The sequence below is a fragment of the Paenibacillus sp. SN-8-1 genome, assembly GCF_050995535.1.
GTDB lineage: Bacteria > Bacillota > Bacilli > Paenibacillales > Paenibacillaceae > Fontibacillus.
Genome location: NZ_CP194782.1, coordinates 3,510,001 through 3,524,918, shown reverse-complemented (window position 1 = coordinate 3,524,918; position 14,918 = coordinate 3,510,001). Strand labels below are relative to the sequence as shown.

The 14,918-nt window shown below is 47.7% G+C and carries 12 protein-coding genes; 7 read left to right on the top strand and 5 right to left on the bottom strand.

The features are described from left to right. Nucleotides 1-186 precede the first annotated feature (186 nt). From glnA to ACRRNK_RS17245, 4 genes are all read left to right on the top strand, one after another. Nucleotides 187-1,611, top strand: coding sequence for a type I glutamate--ammonia ligase (gene glnA / locus ACRRNK_RS17260; RefSeq protein WP_433946928.1), 1,425 nt, complete (start codon nucleotides 187-189; stop codon nucleotides 1,609-1,611). 288 nt (nucleotides 1,612-1,899) lie between these two features. Continuing rightward, nucleotides 1,900-2,988: a 3-phosphoserine/phosphohydroxythreonine transaminase gene (serC, locus tag ACRRNK_RS17255; protein ID WP_433943914.1), complete on the top strand. Its 1,089-nt coding sequence runs from the start codon at nucleotides 1,900-1,902 to the stop codon at nucleotides 2,986-2,988. Between the two features lie 114 nt (nucleotides 2,989-3,102). Further along, nucleotides 3,103-3,567: a tRNA (uridine(34)/cytosine(34)/5-carboxymethylaminomethyluridine(34)-2'-O)-methyltransferase TrmL gene (trmL, locus tag ACRRNK_RS17250; protein WP_433943913.1), complete on the top strand. Its 465-nt coding sequence runs from the start codon at nucleotides 3,103-3,105 to the stop codon at nucleotides 3,565-3,567. Between the two features lie 229 nt (nucleotides 3,568-3,796). Next, nucleotides 3,797-4,051 (top strand): AbrB/MazE/SpoVT family DNA-binding domain-containing protein, encoded by a 255-nt coding sequence (locus tag ACRRNK_RS17245; protein WP_433943912.1) that lies wholly within the window; start codon nucleotides 3,797-3,799, stop codon nucleotides 4,049-4,051. Nucleotides 4,052-4,325: 274 nt separating this feature from the next. Here ACRRNK_RS17245 and ACRRNK_RS17240 read toward each other — a convergent pair whose 3' ends face one another. Together ACRRNK_RS17240 and ACRRNK_RS17235 are read right to left on the bottom strand one after the other, a co-directional pair. Beyond that, nucleotides 4,326-5,402: a phosphodiester glycosidase family protein gene (locus ACRRNK_RS17240; protein WP_433943911.1), complete on the bottom strand. Its 1,077-nt coding sequence runs from the start codon at nucleotides 5,400-5,402 to the stop codon at nucleotides 4,326-4,328. Next, nucleotides 5,399-5,809 (bottom strand): hypothetical protein, encoded by a 411-nt coding sequence (locus tag ACRRNK_RS17235; protein WP_433943910.1) that lies wholly within the window; start codon nucleotides 5,807-5,809, stop codon nucleotides 5,399-5,401. The genes ACRRNK_RS17240 and ACRRNK_RS17235 overlap by 4 nt, the downstream gene beginning before the upstream one ends. A 380-nt stretch (nucleotides 5,810-6,189) precedes the next feature. Here ACRRNK_RS17235 and ACRRNK_RS17230 point away from each other — a divergent pair, with 380 nt between their 5' ends. Continuing rightward, nucleotides 6,190-7,389 carry a hypothetical protein gene (locus tag ACRRNK_RS17230; RefSeq protein WP_433943909.1) on the top strand — a complete coding sequence of 400 codons (1,200 nt, stop codon included), beginning with the start codon at nucleotides 6,190-6,192 and terminating at the stop codon, nucleotides 7,387-7,389. Nucleotides 7,390-7,506: 117 nt separating this feature from the next. Here ACRRNK_RS17230 and ACRRNK_RS17225 read toward each other — a convergent pair whose 3' ends face one another. Beyond that, entirely contained in the window at nucleotides 7,507-8,268 is a 762-nt protein-coding gene (locus ACRRNK_RS17225; protein ID WP_433943908.1) for a DUF2161 domain-containing phosphodiesterase, read from the bottom strand. 293 nt (nucleotides 8,269-8,561) lie between these two features. Between ACRRNK_RS17225 and ACRRNK_RS17220 the strand changes: the two genes are divergently transcribed. Continuing rightward, nucleotides 8,562-10,457, top strand: a complete 1,896-nt coding sequence (locus ACRRNK_RS17220) for a PrkA family serine protein kinase (protein WP_433943907.1) — start codon at nucleotides 8,562-8,564, stop codon at nucleotides 10,455-10,457. 249 nt (nucleotides 10,458-10,706) lie between these two features. On the opposite strand, the gene ACRRNK_RS17215 is transcribed toward ACRRNK_RS17220, so the two are convergent. Continuing rightward, on the bottom strand, nucleotides 10,707-12,137 hold the full coding sequence (locus tag ACRRNK_RS17215; protein ID WP_433946927.1) for a SpoVR family protein: 1,431 nt from the start codon (nucleotides 12,135-12,137) through the stop codon (nucleotides 10,707-10,709). 8 nt (nucleotides 12,138-12,145) lie between these two features. After that, entirely contained in the window at nucleotides 12,146-13,309 is a 1,164-nt protein-coding gene (yhbH, locus tag ACRRNK_RS17210) for a sporulation protein YhbH (protein WP_433943906.1), read from the bottom strand. 358 nt (nucleotides 13,310-13,667) lie between these two features. On the opposite strand from yhbH, the gene ald reads away from it, so the two are divergent. Further along, a complete protein-coding gene (gene ald / locus ACRRNK_RS17205; protein WP_433943905.1) occupies nucleotides 13,668-14,798 on the top strand; it encodes an alanine dehydrogenase in 1,131 nt (376 codons plus the stop codon). Nucleotides 14,799-14,918 lie beyond the last annotated feature (120 nt).

The window sequence follows — 14,918 nt, the reverse complement described above, 5'->3', positions numbered from 1 at the left end:
TAGCGCAGGGTTCTTTACTTATGTACAGTGATGAAAATGTAACAATACCTAACATGAGCCATAAAAATACCTTACATAGCTATTGACGGATGCTTTTGCTTGGTATTATAATGACGACAGAAAATATTTAGTATGAACGTTAAGTGTTTTTTCTTGCTTTAATGTTCGTGATTGGGAGGATTAATGATGTCAGTACAGCAGGTTTTGAAGACTATTCAGGAGAAACAAATTGAGTGGGTGGATTTCCGTTTTGTAGACCTGTCCGGTCGGGCACACCACATCAGTCTGCCAGCCAAAGAGGTTGACGAAGAAACTTTTGTAAATGGTGTGGCTTTTGACGGTTCTTCCATCCCGGGATTCCGTGGTATTGAAGAATCTGACATGGTTATGATGCCGGATCCGGGCTCAAGCTTTGTTGATCCATTTACAGCACATCCTACCTTGAACATTCTTTGTGATATCTTTACACCAGACGGTAATCGTTATGAGCGTGATCCCCGCAGTATCGCTGTTCGTGCAGAGGAATACTTGAAGAAGAGCGGTGTAGGTACAGCGGCATTCTTTGCACCTGAATCCGAGTTCTTTATCTTCGACGATGTACGTCATGAGAGCAGCATGAATCGCTCTTACTATGAAGTGAATTCCGAAGAAGCCGGCTGGAACACTAGCCGTGTTGAAGAGGGCGGCAACCTTGGTTTCAAAGTACCTGTTAAAGGTGGATACGTTCCTGTAGCACCAACAGATAAGCAGCAGGATATTCGTAGTGAAATGTGCCGTTTGCTTGAAGAAGCAGGACTTCGTATTGAGCGTCATCACCACGAAGTAGCAACTGCAGGTCAAGCTGAAATTAACTTCCGTTTCGACACCCTTCTTAAAACTGCTGATAACTTGATGGTTTATAAATACATCGTTCACAATACAGCACAACAATTTGGCAAGACAGCTACTTTCATGCCGAAACCTCTTTTCGGTGACAATGGTAGTGGTATGCACGTTCACCAATCCATCTTCGATGGCGATACACCTCTTTTCTATGAAAAAGGCGGATATGCGAACCTGAGTGAAATGGCTCTTCACTATATCGGTGGTATCCTGCATCACGCGCCAGCTCTGATTGCCTTCACTAACCCTAGTACGAACTCATTCAAACGTCTGGTACCTGGTTACGAAGCACCAGTTAACCTTGTATACTCCAAAGGTAACCGTTCTGCAGCAGTTCGTATCCCGGTAGCGGCTGTAACACCTAAAGGCTGCCGCATTGAGTTCCGTACACCGGACTCCACGGCTAACCCTTACCTGGCATTCTCTGCAATGCTTCTTGCGGGCCTTGATGGAATCAAGCGTAAAATCAACCCTCAAGAACAAGGCTATGGACCATACGACAAGAATATCTATGATTTGTCTGATGCTGAGAAGAAAGAAATCCGCAGCGTTCCAGGTTCCTTGGATGAGGCTCTTGATGCACTGCTTGCCGACACCGAATTCTTGACTGAAGGCGGCGTATTTACACAAGACTTCATTGATAACTTTGTAGCATTGAAGCGTAAAGAAGCTAAAGCCGTTGCTATGCGCGTACACCCGCATGAAATCGGACTTTACTTCGATCTGTAATAGAACTTATATATTCATGATATGATAGCTAAGGGGCCGTTCCCTAAGGTCGATTCGGACCTGGGGGAAGGGTCTCTTTTGCTGTAGATGACCTTGCTAAATCCTTGAATAGTTCATGATGATAGTCTTATGGCCTTTCACAAGACAAAGCGTTAATGTGTCAATTCTGCAAACTTGTCCAAAGTTGCCCAATATGTTCTTGATGCAAGGATAGAATGTTGCTATAGTAAACCGTAACTAAAGCACCGTCATATTTAACTTTGATGAAGAGAGAGGATGGGAGTCCAAATGAGTAAGAGAGCCTATAATTTTAATGCGGGTCCCGCAGCGGTACCCTTGGAAGTGCTTGGGCGCGCCCAAGCTGAATTTGTCGATTATCAAGACAATGGAATGTCGATTATGGAGATGTCTCACCGCGGAGCCGTCTATGAAGGGGTACACAATGAAGCTCAGAGCCGTCTGCTGAACCTGCTTGGCAACCCGGAAGGATACAAGGTTCTGTTCCTGCAGGGGGGAGCTTCCACCCAGTTCGCTATGCTTCCGATGAACTTGTTATCTGAAGGTAAGACCGCGGGTTATGTTAAGACAGGCAGTTGGGCAAATAAAGCGATTAGTGAAGCCAAATTAATTGGAGATACATTCATTGCCGCTTCTTCTGAAGAGAACCAATATAAATCGGTTCCGAGTCTGGCGAATCTTCAATTACCTGAGAATGCAGCATACCTGCACCTTACTTCTAACGAGACCATTGAGGGCACCCAGTTCCAGGAATTCCCGGATACAGGTAATGTACCTTTGATTGCGGATATGTCCAGTGATATCCTGTCACGTTCTATTGACGTGAAGAATTTCGGAATGATCTATGCAGGTGCTCAGAAGAACCTGGGTCCTTCAGGCGTAACCGTAGTAATTGCCCGTGAAGAACTAATTCAGAATTCACCAAAACACATTCCAACCGTGCTTAGATATGATACACACACCAAGAACAACTCTCTTTACAATACTCCTCCATCCTTCTCGATCTATATGGTGAACCAGGTGCTTAAATGGATTGAGGAACAAGGTTCCCTCGCCGGAATCGAGGCCAAGAACCGTGAGAAAGCACAGCTTCTCTATAATGCGATTGATAACAGCGGCGGATTCTTCCGTGGTTTCGCAGATGCGGACAGCCGTTCCAACATGAATGTAACCTTCCGCATGGCATCTGAAGATCTTGAGAAACAATTCATCAAAGCTTCTGAACAGGAAGGCTTTGTAGGTCTCAAAGGCCACCGCAGTGTTGGCGGTCTACGCGCTTCGATCTATAATGCTGTACCTTACGAACACATTAAAGCTTTGGTTGACTTCATGGGAGAATTCCAAAGAAAGAACGGCTAAATTCATATGTATGAGGAAAGGTGATATCCAGATCTCTGGGTATCACCTTTCTGCTGTATGGTATAATATTAGGATGTATATAGTGATTTTGTAGAGAGAGGTGCTTTCTTCAGCATGGCCTTACATATTGTGCTTGTAGAACCTGAAATACCGGCGAATACCGGGAACATCGCCCGCACTTGCGCGGCAACCGGAATTCACCTGCATCTGGTACGTCCTCTTGGATTCCGTACGGATGATGCAACGCTTAAGCGTGCCGGACTTGATTACTGGTATGCTGTTCATATTGAATATCACGATTCCTTCGCTGAGGTGGAGGAGATGTATAAAGGGAGCAGATTCTTTTTCGCCACAACCAAGGCTGATCAGAGATACAGCGACTTTCAGTACCAGGATGGCGATTTCTTCGTATTCGGAAAAGAAACCAAAGGACTCGCGCCTGAAATCCTTCAAGCTCACCCAGACAGCTTAATCCGGATGCCGATGACCGACAAGGTTCGGTCACTAAACCTGTCGAATTCCGCCGCGATTATTGTATATGAAGCGCTGAGACAATTGAATTTTCCTGGAATGGAATAGGGTTAACGTGTTGTAAATATGTCCAAAGTTGCGATTTTTAAAAGAATTTTCACAAAATTGAGATTGGCCAGCAGGATTTAGGAAGAAATTGCCGAAATATATTTATTTAAAGACCTTCCATCTTTTTCTTTTCTGGCCGATATATAGAGAGGGATGCTTTATTGTATCTACAGGAAAGAACCCTATAATGCGCGGTCTGTTTATATTTTTCGGGAGAGGTGTGCTTTTTATGAAACCTGCTGGTGTGGTCCGTAAAGTGGATCAACTGGGGAGAATCGTCTTACCCAAATCGCTTCGGAAGAGATATCAAATGAATGAGGGGGATCCTGTCGAAATTCTCGTGCAGGGCGATCATATCATCCTTGAACGTTATCGTCCCAAATGTGTATTCTGCGGCAACATGGAAGATGTAAGCGAGTTCAAAGAACGGTCCATTTGTGGCCAATGCCTGGTTGAAATGAATCACATACCACGACACGCATAAGTTGTGTCTTACTAAGCACCGCAGAATTCTGTGGTGCTTTTTAATTTGAAATTTGAACAAAAAGAGAAGCCCTTTCTCTGAGAAAGAGCTTCTTCTTTGCTTACAAGCCTTTAGTTTTATCGTCGTTATAGGATGCGGTTAAGATTCCAGCCAGGAACAGGGCGAACACTAAGGTAATAATCCAGAATGTTAGTGAAAAGGACATGCAGCCACCTCCAACGTATACTCTCTATCTCCTATTATAACCATCACAGGAACTAAATTAAAAGATATATTATTTAAAAAATAAAAAATGAGTAGGGACCGGGCGAAGGGCCCCATCGGAAGGCTTGTTAATCACCCTGCCACCCAGAATCAGCGAAGTGGAGCCCCCGCCATCCAGATTATAAGCGCTTTGAACGCCCAAATTATACAGCTTGTCCTGAAGCTCGGGAAGGGATGCTCCTGAATTTCCGTTCTCGTCATAACCATCCACCACGAGCACGAGCAATTGATCATCCCGGTAGCTGCCGATCACCGTGCGGGGTGCGCGGTAAGGAGAAGTCAGCCACTTCTGAGGGATTGGAGTCTTCACGCCATTCTGTAGAAGGACCGGGACGAAGGTAGCCCCGAATGAAGGCTTCAATTTGTCCAGCTGGGATTGACTGGAGAACTTGCCCCCAATTAGCTTGCCGGACTGGCTCAGTCCCACAAAAGAAAGGTCCTTGAAACTGGGCTGGAAGCCAGTTAAATATTTGCCGTTCTGGATCGTTGTACTCAGCGGATAACGTTTGCCTCCTGAATCGGCGAATCCCCCTGCGTTAATCCCCGCGATGGCTCCGCTGTGTTTGACCGCCTGCAAGGTGGTCTCAGAGGAGCCGAGCTTGTCTCCGGCAACAGCCATTCTCATGGCTGACGGGTCTTTTAGCTTGATCTTCATAGCGTATCCCTTATAGTTGCCAGGGTTAATCTTGTACAGTTCAATCCGTATTTTGTCGCTTTGGACGGTCTCATAAGGCGAGGAACCGAACTTGGAAGTAATGCGCCGGTCATATATCGCCTCTGGCCGACGGGTAGTCTTTTGAGCAGTGGTGACCACCTGAGACATGGCCGAAGTCGTCTTCTGATATAAGACAGCCGTTTTACGAATGGTTGAAATCGTATATTTCGCGGTCTCCTCGGCGTCTGATAAGGCTGTAGACACCTGATTCACCTGCTGATCAAGTTCGTGTTCGGCTGGAGCAGATAATTGTACAGGCTGTCCCTCCCAGTTCAGCTGAACACTTCCGAGCAGAAGCGCAAGAATTAGGCCGAAGAAAGGCGCTGTAGCAAGCAAAAAGAACCGATTTAGCTGTTTGACCTGAATGCTCATTTTAATAGATCCATCTTGCTTTGGAGTGTACTCAGCTGCTTCTTGACTTCATCTAGCTGAGTATAGAGCTTGTTGCTGTTGTCGGTCTTATTGCTTGCATTGTCCTTCGTGAAGGTGAGCAGCTCGTTGAACGATTGAACCTTGCTGTCCAGCTGACTGACCTCTTTCGATAATGAGGATAATTTGGAATTGTAATCGGCCTTGATTGCATTCGTCTGTGCCTGCCATTTGGCGTCGAGCGTGGAGAGCATGGACTGCTGCAGATGGTGACTGTACCAGTAGGTTGCCGCTATACCTATGCCGATAAGCAGCAGCCAGATCACGAGAAATACCTTTACGGACGTTCCCCGGGTTCTCGTGCTGCGCGCCGAAGTAGGCGTGGAAACAGGCTCCGTAGAGTAAGACATGTGTATCACCTCTAGCATTTTATAAATTTTTACCAAATTCCATTCTAACATTCCCTATACCTGTTCGCAAAATATGTAAATGTTTTCAAAGTATAATAGACGATAAATTATTTCATTATATAAAATGAACTTATGAAAGTTACCCTATTCGGGCGCTGCGATGCCGAGTGTTCTTACGACCACTGTTGTCTCCGAAATGCTTGAACTAGATATCAGTGGGGCATTTCGGAGACAAAGGCGGACGCTCCGCTTCTTCAGAATCACTCGGCCTCTCCGCTGAGATCGGTTAATTCTAAAGTTCATTCCATATATAAGGAAAAATAAGATGGACTGCTCCATACACTAAAACTAGAGCTGAATTAGAGAGGAGCGGATAAGGTATGAAGCAGAGTCCTTTGTGGCATGGGGAACAGGAGCTAGACTATGACATGATTTCGCTTGCTGGAGATGGAGTAGAGAAGGGGCTGTATCCTGCCGGGAAAGAGCAATTAGTGACCGTGGGCGAGATGAATGTCGAAACAGGGGATGGCATCAGAAAGACTTGGTTGGGGGAATCAGAGTACTCCCATATAGCCGACTTTATTCTTGAAACTTACAGTTACGATGAACGAATTCGAATAGAGAGGCCTGCCCTGCTGCTGACAACCGGCAGGGAGGAAGCCTTGAAGCTGCTGTTCGATGAACTGGTGACGTCCGGGGACACTGTTGTGGTCGAAAGCCCAGTCTCCCCGGTGGTACTCGGGAATCTTATCCGCAGACAAGTGAAGGTCGTTCCAGTGGACTGTGATCCTGAAGGAATAGTGCCGGAAGAATTGCGTAGCTGTATTAGCTTGCACAAGCCTGCTCTGGTATATATCACCCCTGATTATTCGGACACCGTGGGGATTTCGTGGAGCGCAATTCGCAGACGGGAGATTGTAGAGATCACCCAAAAAGCAGGCATTTGGCTCTTGTCAGACCGAAGCGGCGCAGTGGCTCCATTTGCTGCTGGGGCAGAGTATTCGCGAGGGGAAGGCCGCTCATTATACGAGATCGGCAGAGACAAGGGACTTGGCGAGCGAATCGCTGAACTGATGTCCATGGATGGTCATGGCATCCATGCCGGATGGATTCGAGCGAGTGAGCCGCTGATTCAGCGCTTGAAGGATGCGAGAGAGGCTTGGGGCAGCGCGGAAAGCATAAGCTGCCCTGGCGGGGTTCCGGCGCAGATGCTGGTGCGGCCCGGCTTCAGCTGGCCGCAGCATGCCGCGGCGCTGAACCGCGAGTACGCCACGCGGCGAGCGGAAGCTCTTGCTGTGCTGGCTGGCAGCCGGGCCCTCGGGGCTGTCTGCCAGCACGCTGCCGGCAGCGGACGCTTCCTGTGGGCGGAGCTGCCGGCAGGTATGGACAGCGGCGCCCTGCTTCGGGCGGCGCGGCTTAAGGGCGCGGCGTTCCTGCCCGGCGCGCGGTGTTATGCGGGAGCGGGGAACCTGCGGACGCTGCGCTTGTCGCTGGCAGAGCAGAGCCGGCCGCGGCTGCGGCTTGGGCTTGCGCGAATCTGCGAGGCAGCGGAGGAGTTCACGGCACGCTGGGGGGGATAGCCCAGCGGTTACGAGTGCTATTCTGCAACAGGCCAACGCTCTCTCTGTTCCCAACTGCACACCAAGATTTCTCGTGTGACTGACACGGTTGTAGAACCTCGTTCGCCCTGGCCCAAATCAGTCTATTAGCAGCGTCGTATCTTCTTCGTCCTCGGCGGCCGCGAACTGGCGATGGCTTGCCGTCACCTGCTCATATTGCTCCAGCGCAGCTATTCCCGCCGGAGTTAGGCTGTAGCGGCCGCGGCTGACTCTATGGAACCAGCCATAATAATTATGCTGCAGAATATTTGCCGCTGTGCCTACCCCGCTTTGGTCACGGATCTCGCGGGGGGACATCTGCTCCCCGCCGCGTGACATTACCTCGGCGATCCGAAGCGCCTTCTCGCGATAAGCTGTCACCAGCTTTTGGCCACGGCTGCCTCCGACGTTATAGTCTCCACTTCGTTCACGAAATTCATTGGTCAACCGGGTTACCCGGGTCTTAATCGTTCTTGGTGCGTAACTATCTGTTCCTTCAGGTCTGCATAGAACCTCGACGAATGGTTTCTTGGTTTTGTAATGGGTTACCGTGATCAGCCCCAGCCCCAGTCTTCGGCACAGCTGTGTAATTTCGCCCCAGCGCTGATTATGGGCCCCTTTCTTTTGCCGGTTCCGCTCAACAGCAAGATACACCTCCTTGCTCAGCTTCTGGCGTGCCTGTCCTTGCAGTAGTAGCGCAAGATTGAAGGTCTTCTTCATCTCGACGATCAGGGGCTCGGTCTGGTCAGGCCGAAATCCAACCAGATCACAGTGCCGCACCTCACTCTTAACCTCATAACCCTGCTCCTCGAAAAAAAGCTTTAGCGGCTTATATAATTCCGTCTCGTGTTGAACCGCCATGTACTTGTGCTCCCTTCCCTTCCTGGCGCGAAGTATTCGCGGGTAGTCATAGTAAATAAAGTATATCATAAGGTTTCGTCTGAAAATCGCAAACGAGGCACCCTCGTTTGCTGTAATAAACCTATTTTTCCGATAGGTATAAAATATAGTTCAGATAAAATCGTCAATTAATTGTATAAGCTCGCATAAGAATGTAATATCCTTTTTTAACCGTTGTAAAAGCTCACGGCGTACTGCTCTCAGGGACAGACAAAGATGCGTAGTTCATATCGGAAGCACAGGAGGTACCAAGCATGGATATTTTTGAACGCGTTGCAGCATACCGGGCAGAAAGTGATCGGTTGGCGTGGAGCGGTACTTTTAAAGAATACATTGAGCTGCTGAAAAAAGACCCGTCTCCGGCCAAAACAGCTCATGCCCGGGTATATGACATGATTGAATCTTATGGTGTGGAAGAAGTAAATGGCCAAAAGCGCTACAAGTTTTTTGAACAGGAGATTTTTGGTCTGGATCGCGCGGTCGAGAAGCTGGTGGAGGAGTATTTTCATTCGGCTGCCCGCAGGCTGGATGTACGTAAAAGAATTCTGCTGCTAATGGGCCCGGTTAGTGGAGGGAAATCAACGATCGTTACTCTTCTCAAACGGGGACTGGAAAAGTTCTCGCGTACAGATAAAGGCGCCCTGTATGCCATTGAAGGCTGCCCGATGCATGAGGACCCGCTTCATCTTATTCCGCTTGAGCTGCGATCCGAAGTAGAGCAGGAGCTGGGAATTCGGATAGAGGGAAATTTATGCCCGGTCTGCCAAATGAGGCTGAAGACGGAATATGATAATAACATTGAAGATGTCAGAGTAACAAGGCTGGAAATTTCAGAGGATGCCCGTGTTGGAATTGGTACCTTCAGTCCATCTGATCCTAAATCTCAGGACATTGCTGACCTTACCGGAAGCATCGATTTCTCGACAATCACCGAGTTCGGTTCGGAATCCGATCCGCGGGCATACCGATTCGATGGAGAGCTGAACAAGGCCAACCGGGGGCTGATGGAATTCCAGGAAATGCTGAAATGTGACGAGAAATTTCTATGGAATCTCTTGTCGCTCACTCAGGAGGGCAATTTCAAGGCAGGGAGATTTGCGTTGATCAGTGCTGACGAGCTTATTGTCGCGCATACGAACGAAACGGAGTACAAAGCCTTTATTGCAAATAAGAAGAATGAAGCGCTCCAGTCCCGGATGATTGTTATGCCGATTCCGTATAACCTCAAGGTATCGCAGGAGGAGAAGATTTACTCCAAGCTAATCGGCCAGAGTGATATGAACCATATTCATATTGCTCCGCATTCGCTGAGGTCTGCAGCAATTTTCTCTATTCTCACTCGCCTCAAGGACTCCAAGAAGCAGGGGGTCGACCTGCTCAAGAAGATGCGTCTGTATGACGGGGAGGAGGTAGAGGGCTACAAAATTGCCGACCTTAAGGAGCTCCAGAATGAGTATCTGGATGAAGGCATGTCCGGTGTTGATCCGCGCTATGTCATTAACCGGATCTCAAGCGCGCTGATTAAGCAGGACCTTCAGTGCATTAACGCTTTGGATATATTAAGGGCGATCAAGGACGGTCTGGACCAGCATGCCTCCATTACCCGGGAGGAGCGGGAGCGGTATCTGAACTTTATCGCGATTGCACGCAAAGAGTATGATGAACTGGCCAAAAAGGAAGTGCAAAAGGCCTTCGTCTATTCGTTCGAGGAGTCTGCGCGCACTCTGTTTGAGAACTACCTCGATAATATCGAGGCTTTCTGCAACTGGACGCGAATTCGGGATCCGCTGACCGATGAAGAGCTTGATCCGGATGAACGGCTCATGCGCTCTATTGAGGAGCAAATAGGCATTTCCGAGAATGCCAAGAAGGCGTTTCGTGAGGAAATCCTGATCCGCATCTCCTCCTATTCCAGAAAGGGACGCAAATTTGAATATAACGATCATGACCGGCTTCGGGAAGCGATTGAGAAGAAGCTGTTCGTGGATTTGAAAGATATCGTCAAAATTACCACCTCAACCAAGACGCCGGACGAGAATCAGCTTAAGCGAATTAATGAGGTCAGCAAACGTCTGATCGAGAATCACGGCTACTGCCCGGTATGTGCGAATGAGCTGCTTCGTTATGTGGGAAGTTTGTTGAACAGATAACATTCATTTTAGGAGTAAAAGAATACCCGCAAGAAGATCGCTTATTATTAAAGTGATCTTCTTGCGGGTTTCTGTGTTTTGACTAAGTTAATCATTGGGTAACCAGAGTTTTCTCCAATATTCTATCAAGGGGACGATTCAATCTCCCTCAGGTCTTTTGATTATCTGTACATTTGAAAAATATGCTTCTCGTAAAAAAATGTCTTCAATCCATGGTTAACCACGGACTGAAGACATTTAACCCTTTTATTAGCTTACGAACTTCCTGTAATGCTTCTGACCATCAAAGCTAAATATCGCCTTCTTATCCTCGATCACCGTCTCCAGATGAACTGTCTTGCCCCAGAGACGATGCACGTGAGGAAGCGTTCGTTCCAGATATTTCAGATCCAGCTCAATTCCCTCATATTGATGCTTGAGAACGAGTTCGCCGCTGCGTTGATAATCGCCATCTTGAACAACAATATAAGGCGCACCGCCGTTTACTCGGGATAACGCCAGCTGATCACGGATATTCTCCCATGATTTATCTGTGATTTTCCATTCAGAGCCCTGCTTCTGGAACACATAGAGATCCAGATCACGAGTTAAATCCTTCGTCAAATAACTGCGAATAAAGGAGATATCGGAATCGAGCTCCCGCACCTCAAATATTTTCTCTCTGCCTTTACCGGGCACTCTACCGAAACGTTCTTGTTCTTCCTTGGTGGGCTGATCCCAGCGTCGTTCGATATCCTCGAAGATCTTTAGCCCCAGGTAATATGGATTCAGGCTTTGAGTTGAGGGCTGCACGACAGACGAGTTCAGCTTGGCGAACTCGATCGTCTCTTCACTAGTTAAATCCAGCTCTCTGATGATCCGCTGATGCCAGTATGAAGCCCAGCCTTCGTTCATGATCTTGGTCTCCATTTGAGGCCAGAAATAGAGCATTTCTTCCCTCAGCATGCTCATGATATCCCGCTGCCAATCCTCGAGAGTCTCCGAATATTCCTGGATGAACCAGACCAGGTCCTTTTCCGGTTCCGGAGGGAACACTGGAAGCCCTGCTGGTTCTGCCGGGCCAGCAGATGACGTCAGATGATCTATGGACCATAGATCATCATACGGAGTAGCAGGCTTTGTGGTATGGAGTCCTTCCTTCAGCTCCCGCATTTTCTCTTCGGTATATCTCTTCTTATCCAGCCGCCTTGGTTTGATCAGCTGCGGGTCAACATGCTCTTGAATAGAGAGAACGGCGTCCACGAACGTTTCTACTGCATCGGTACCATGAACCAACTCGTACTGGCTGATTCTCTCGGCAGTAGCAGACATGCTCTCGACCATGTTGCGGTTTGTGGCAGCGAATCTGGCATTGTTTTTGAAGAAATCGCAGTGGGCCAATACATGAGCCACGATCAGCTTGTTCTGAATCAGCGAATTGCCGTCAAGCAGAAACGCATAGCAGGGATTGGAGTTGATGACGAGTTCATAGATTTTACTGAGACCGAAATCGTACTGCAGCTTCATTTTGTTGAAGGTTTTTCCAAAGCTCCAATGGCTGAAACGGGTTGGCATTCCGTATGCTCCGAACGTGTAAATGATATCGGCCGGGCAGATTTCATATCTCATCGGATAGTAGTCAAGTCCGAATCCATCGGCAATCTCCATAATCTCACTTATGGATTTCTCCAGTTGTTCCATTTCCAAGCTCACTGAGCGAGCCCCCCTTCCTGCTTGTGGAAGAAGCTTTTTAGGGCCTGGTAGACAGCTCCCTTTTCTTTAATGATGTAATGCAGAAATCTTGGCTTGGAAATGTTCTTATACGCCGACATTAAAGTGCTCCCCCGGTTGTACTGGTTAACTTCCCCGTAGCCGAACATGTTGCTCCGGTCCAGAAGTTCTCCGATCAGCTTAACGCATCGATCATTATCAGAGGTAAGATTATCCCCGTCCGAGAAATGGAAAGGGTAAATGTTGTAGCTCGAAGGTGGGTAGCGGGTATCGATAATTTCCAGGGCCTTCATATAAGCTGATGAACAGATTGTACCTCCGCTTTCGCCGCGGGTGAAGAAATCCTCTTCACTGACCTCTTTGGCTTCCGTATGATGGGCAATGAACACAATCTCCACCTTTTCATACTGTCGCCGAAGGAAACGGGTCATCCAGAAGAAGAAGCTTCGTGCACAGTATTTCTCGAAAGTTCCCATCGAACCCGAGGTATCCATCATGGCGATAATGACCGCATTTGAGTGGGGAACAACGATGTCCTCCCAAGTTTTATACCTAAGGTCGTCCGGCGAAATCCCATGAATGCCCGGCCTTCCACTGGTGGAATTTCGTCGCAGATTCTCCAGAATCGTTCGTTTCTTATCGATGTTGGACATGATGCCTTTCTTTCGGATATCGTTAAATCGAATATCGGTAATCTCAATCTGGTCAGTATCTTTATCTTCCATAAAGGGGAGCTCGAGCTCGCTGAACAGGATATCCTCCAATTCCTCAATACTGATCTCGGCCTCCATGAAGTCTACTCCTGGCTGATCGCCGGCTCCTTCCCCGGAACCAGCCTGCTGCTTCGGACTGTCTTGGCCGAGTACGTCTCCAACCTGTGAATCCCCGTCTCCTTGACCAACATGTTTTTGCTTCTGAAAATTGTGCACGAACCGGTATTCTTCCAAATTGCGTAGAGGTACTTTAATAATCTGCTTACCATCTGACATGATGATGCTCTCTTCTGTAATGAAGTCCGGCAGATTTTGTTTAATAATCTCTTTCACTTTCTTCTCATGCCGCTGCTGGTCCTGGTAACCCTTACGGTGCAAAGACCAATCTTCCTTGGACACGATAAAGAGAGATTTATCGGATGACGGCATAGCCAGCCACCTCCCTGATTAAGGCTTGATTGACCTATTATTCATATATATTCAAGGGGAAGAGTGATATGTGAGGGGCATAAATTGAAAACTTTAATTTGAATAGCTGGCTTAATCTTTAATGGAAGGTTAGTTTGAATAAAAAGGTTCTAACCCTCATTAAATATACTGATCAGAAGAGAATGGCCTCAGGTGCTGCAGAGCATATATAATTAAATAAAAACAATTTTTTTACAGTAGTAGATCTAAAATCAAGCTTTTATTTTGGTGGTGCTCTTTGCGGTGTTACGAATGGGCTGTGCTATTTTTGTACTAATTATCTGTAGCAATAATTAAGAGTACAAGGAGAGGGTCTATCATGATCATAGGCGTACCGAAGGAGATCAAGAACAATGAGAACCGCGTAGCCGTTACACCGGCCGGTGTGGAGGTCCTAAAGAGGTATGGTCATGAAGTATGGATTGAAAGCGGCGCGGGAGTGGGCAGCGGATTCGCGGATCACCAGTTTAGTGACAAGGGAGCTCTGATCATCCATGATCCAGCTGAGATATGGAACCAATCGGGAATGATCATGAAAGTGAAGGAACCCCTTCCGGAAGAGTATGGGTATTTTCGAAAGGGGCTAATTCTGTTCACCTATCTTCATCTGGCGGCGGAGCCGGAATTAACAAGGGCTTTACAAGAGAAAGACGTTACCGCTATAGCCTATGAGACAGTGCAGCAGAGTGATGGTTCGCTTCCACTTCTAACTCCGATGAGCGAGGTAGCGGGCAGAATGGCGGTTCAAATTGGAGCTCAGATCCTGGAGAAGCCCCATGGTGGAAAAGGCGTTCTGCTGAGTGGAGTTCCAGGCGTTGCGCCTGCTGAGGTAGTAATTATAGGTGGGGGCGTTGTAGGTACGAACGCAGCGAAAATTGCTGTAGGAATGGGTGCCAGAGTAACGCTGCTGGATGTTAACGCTGCGCGCTTGCGTTATTTGGATGATTTATTTGGAGGACGAGTCACGACACTAGTGTCAGACTCTTATCATGTCGGGCAAGCCGTCGCCAAAGCGGATTTATTAATTGGGGCTGTCCTTATTCCTGGAGCGCGTGCTCCTAAGCTGGTACATGAAGAGATGGTTCGTCAAATGAGTGAAGGTTCGGTTATTGTTGATGTTGCAATCGATCAAGGAGGCTCTATTGAGACCATTGACCGGGTGACGACTCATGAGAACCCAACCTACGTGAAGCATGGAGTGGTTCATTATGCTGTAGCTAATATTCCAGGAGCGGTGGCACGAACATCAACCTGGGCGCTGACCAATGCTACAATGCCATATGCTTTGCAAATTGCCAATTCCGGACTCAAGACAGCAGCTATGAATAACAAAGCACTTGCCAAAGGAATTAATGTTTTAAATGGATACGTTACTCACGAAGCGGTTGCTCGCAGTGTGAACACATCCTATATAAGTGTGGAAGAGGCTTTAGAAGGAACGGTGGATTAAGGCAGTTGGGAGTTCAACATTATTAAAGTATAAATAACTTCTGAGTGTGATTGCCTGAACAATGATTGCCTCCGGTAGTACTGCCATAAAGGTCCTTACAGATTTTTTTTCAAAAAGTGC

Bases quoted from the DNA above. Each gene is read 5' to 3' on its own strand.
- ACRRNK_RS17235 (WP_433943910.1), bottom strand. From the start codon at position 5,809: ATGTCTTACTCTACGGAGCCTGTTTCCACGCCTACTTCGGCGCGCAGC.
- ACRRNK_RS17230 (WP_433943909.1), top strand. From the start codon at position 6,190: ATGAAGCAGAGTCCTTTGTGGCATGGGGAACAGGAGCTAGACTATGAC.
- yhbH (WP_433943906.1), bottom strand. From the start codon at position 13,309: ATGCCGTCATCCGATAAATCTCTCTTTATCGTGTCCAAGGAAGATTGG.
- ACRRNK_RS17240 (WP_433943911.1), bottom strand. From the start codon at position 5,402: ATGAGCATTCAGGTCAAACAGCTAAATCGGTTCTTTTTGCTTGCTACA.
- trmL (WP_433943913.1), top strand. From the start codon at position 3,103: ATGGCCTTACATATTGTGCTTGTAGAACCTGAAATACCGGCGAATACC.
- glnA (WP_433946928.1), top strand. From the start codon at position 187: ATGTCAGTACAGCAGGTTTTGAAGACTATTCAGGAGAAACAAATTGAG.
- ACRRNK_RS17220 (WP_433943907.1), top strand. From the start codon at position 8,562: ATGGATATTTTTGAACGCGTTGCAGCATACCGGGCAGAAAGTGATCGG.
- serC (WP_433943914.1), top strand. From the start codon at position 1,900: ATGAGTAAGAGAGCCTATAATTTTAATGCGGGTCCCGCAGCGGTACCC.
- ACRRNK_RS17215 (WP_433946927.1), bottom strand. From the start codon at position 12,137: ATGGAACAACTGGAGAAATCCATAAGTGAGATTATGGAGATTGCCGAT.
- ACRRNK_RS17225 (WP_433943908.1), bottom strand. From the start codon at position 8,268: ATGGCGGTTCAACACGAGACGGAATTATATAAGCCGCTAAAGCTTTTT.
- ald (WP_433943905.1), top strand. From the start codon at position 13,668: ATGATCATAGGCGTACCGAAGGAGATCAAGAACAATGAGAACCGCGTA.
- ACRRNK_RS17245 (WP_433943912.1), top strand. From the start codon at position 3,797: ATGAAACCTGCTGGTGTGGTCCGTAAAGTGGATCAACTGGGGAGAATC.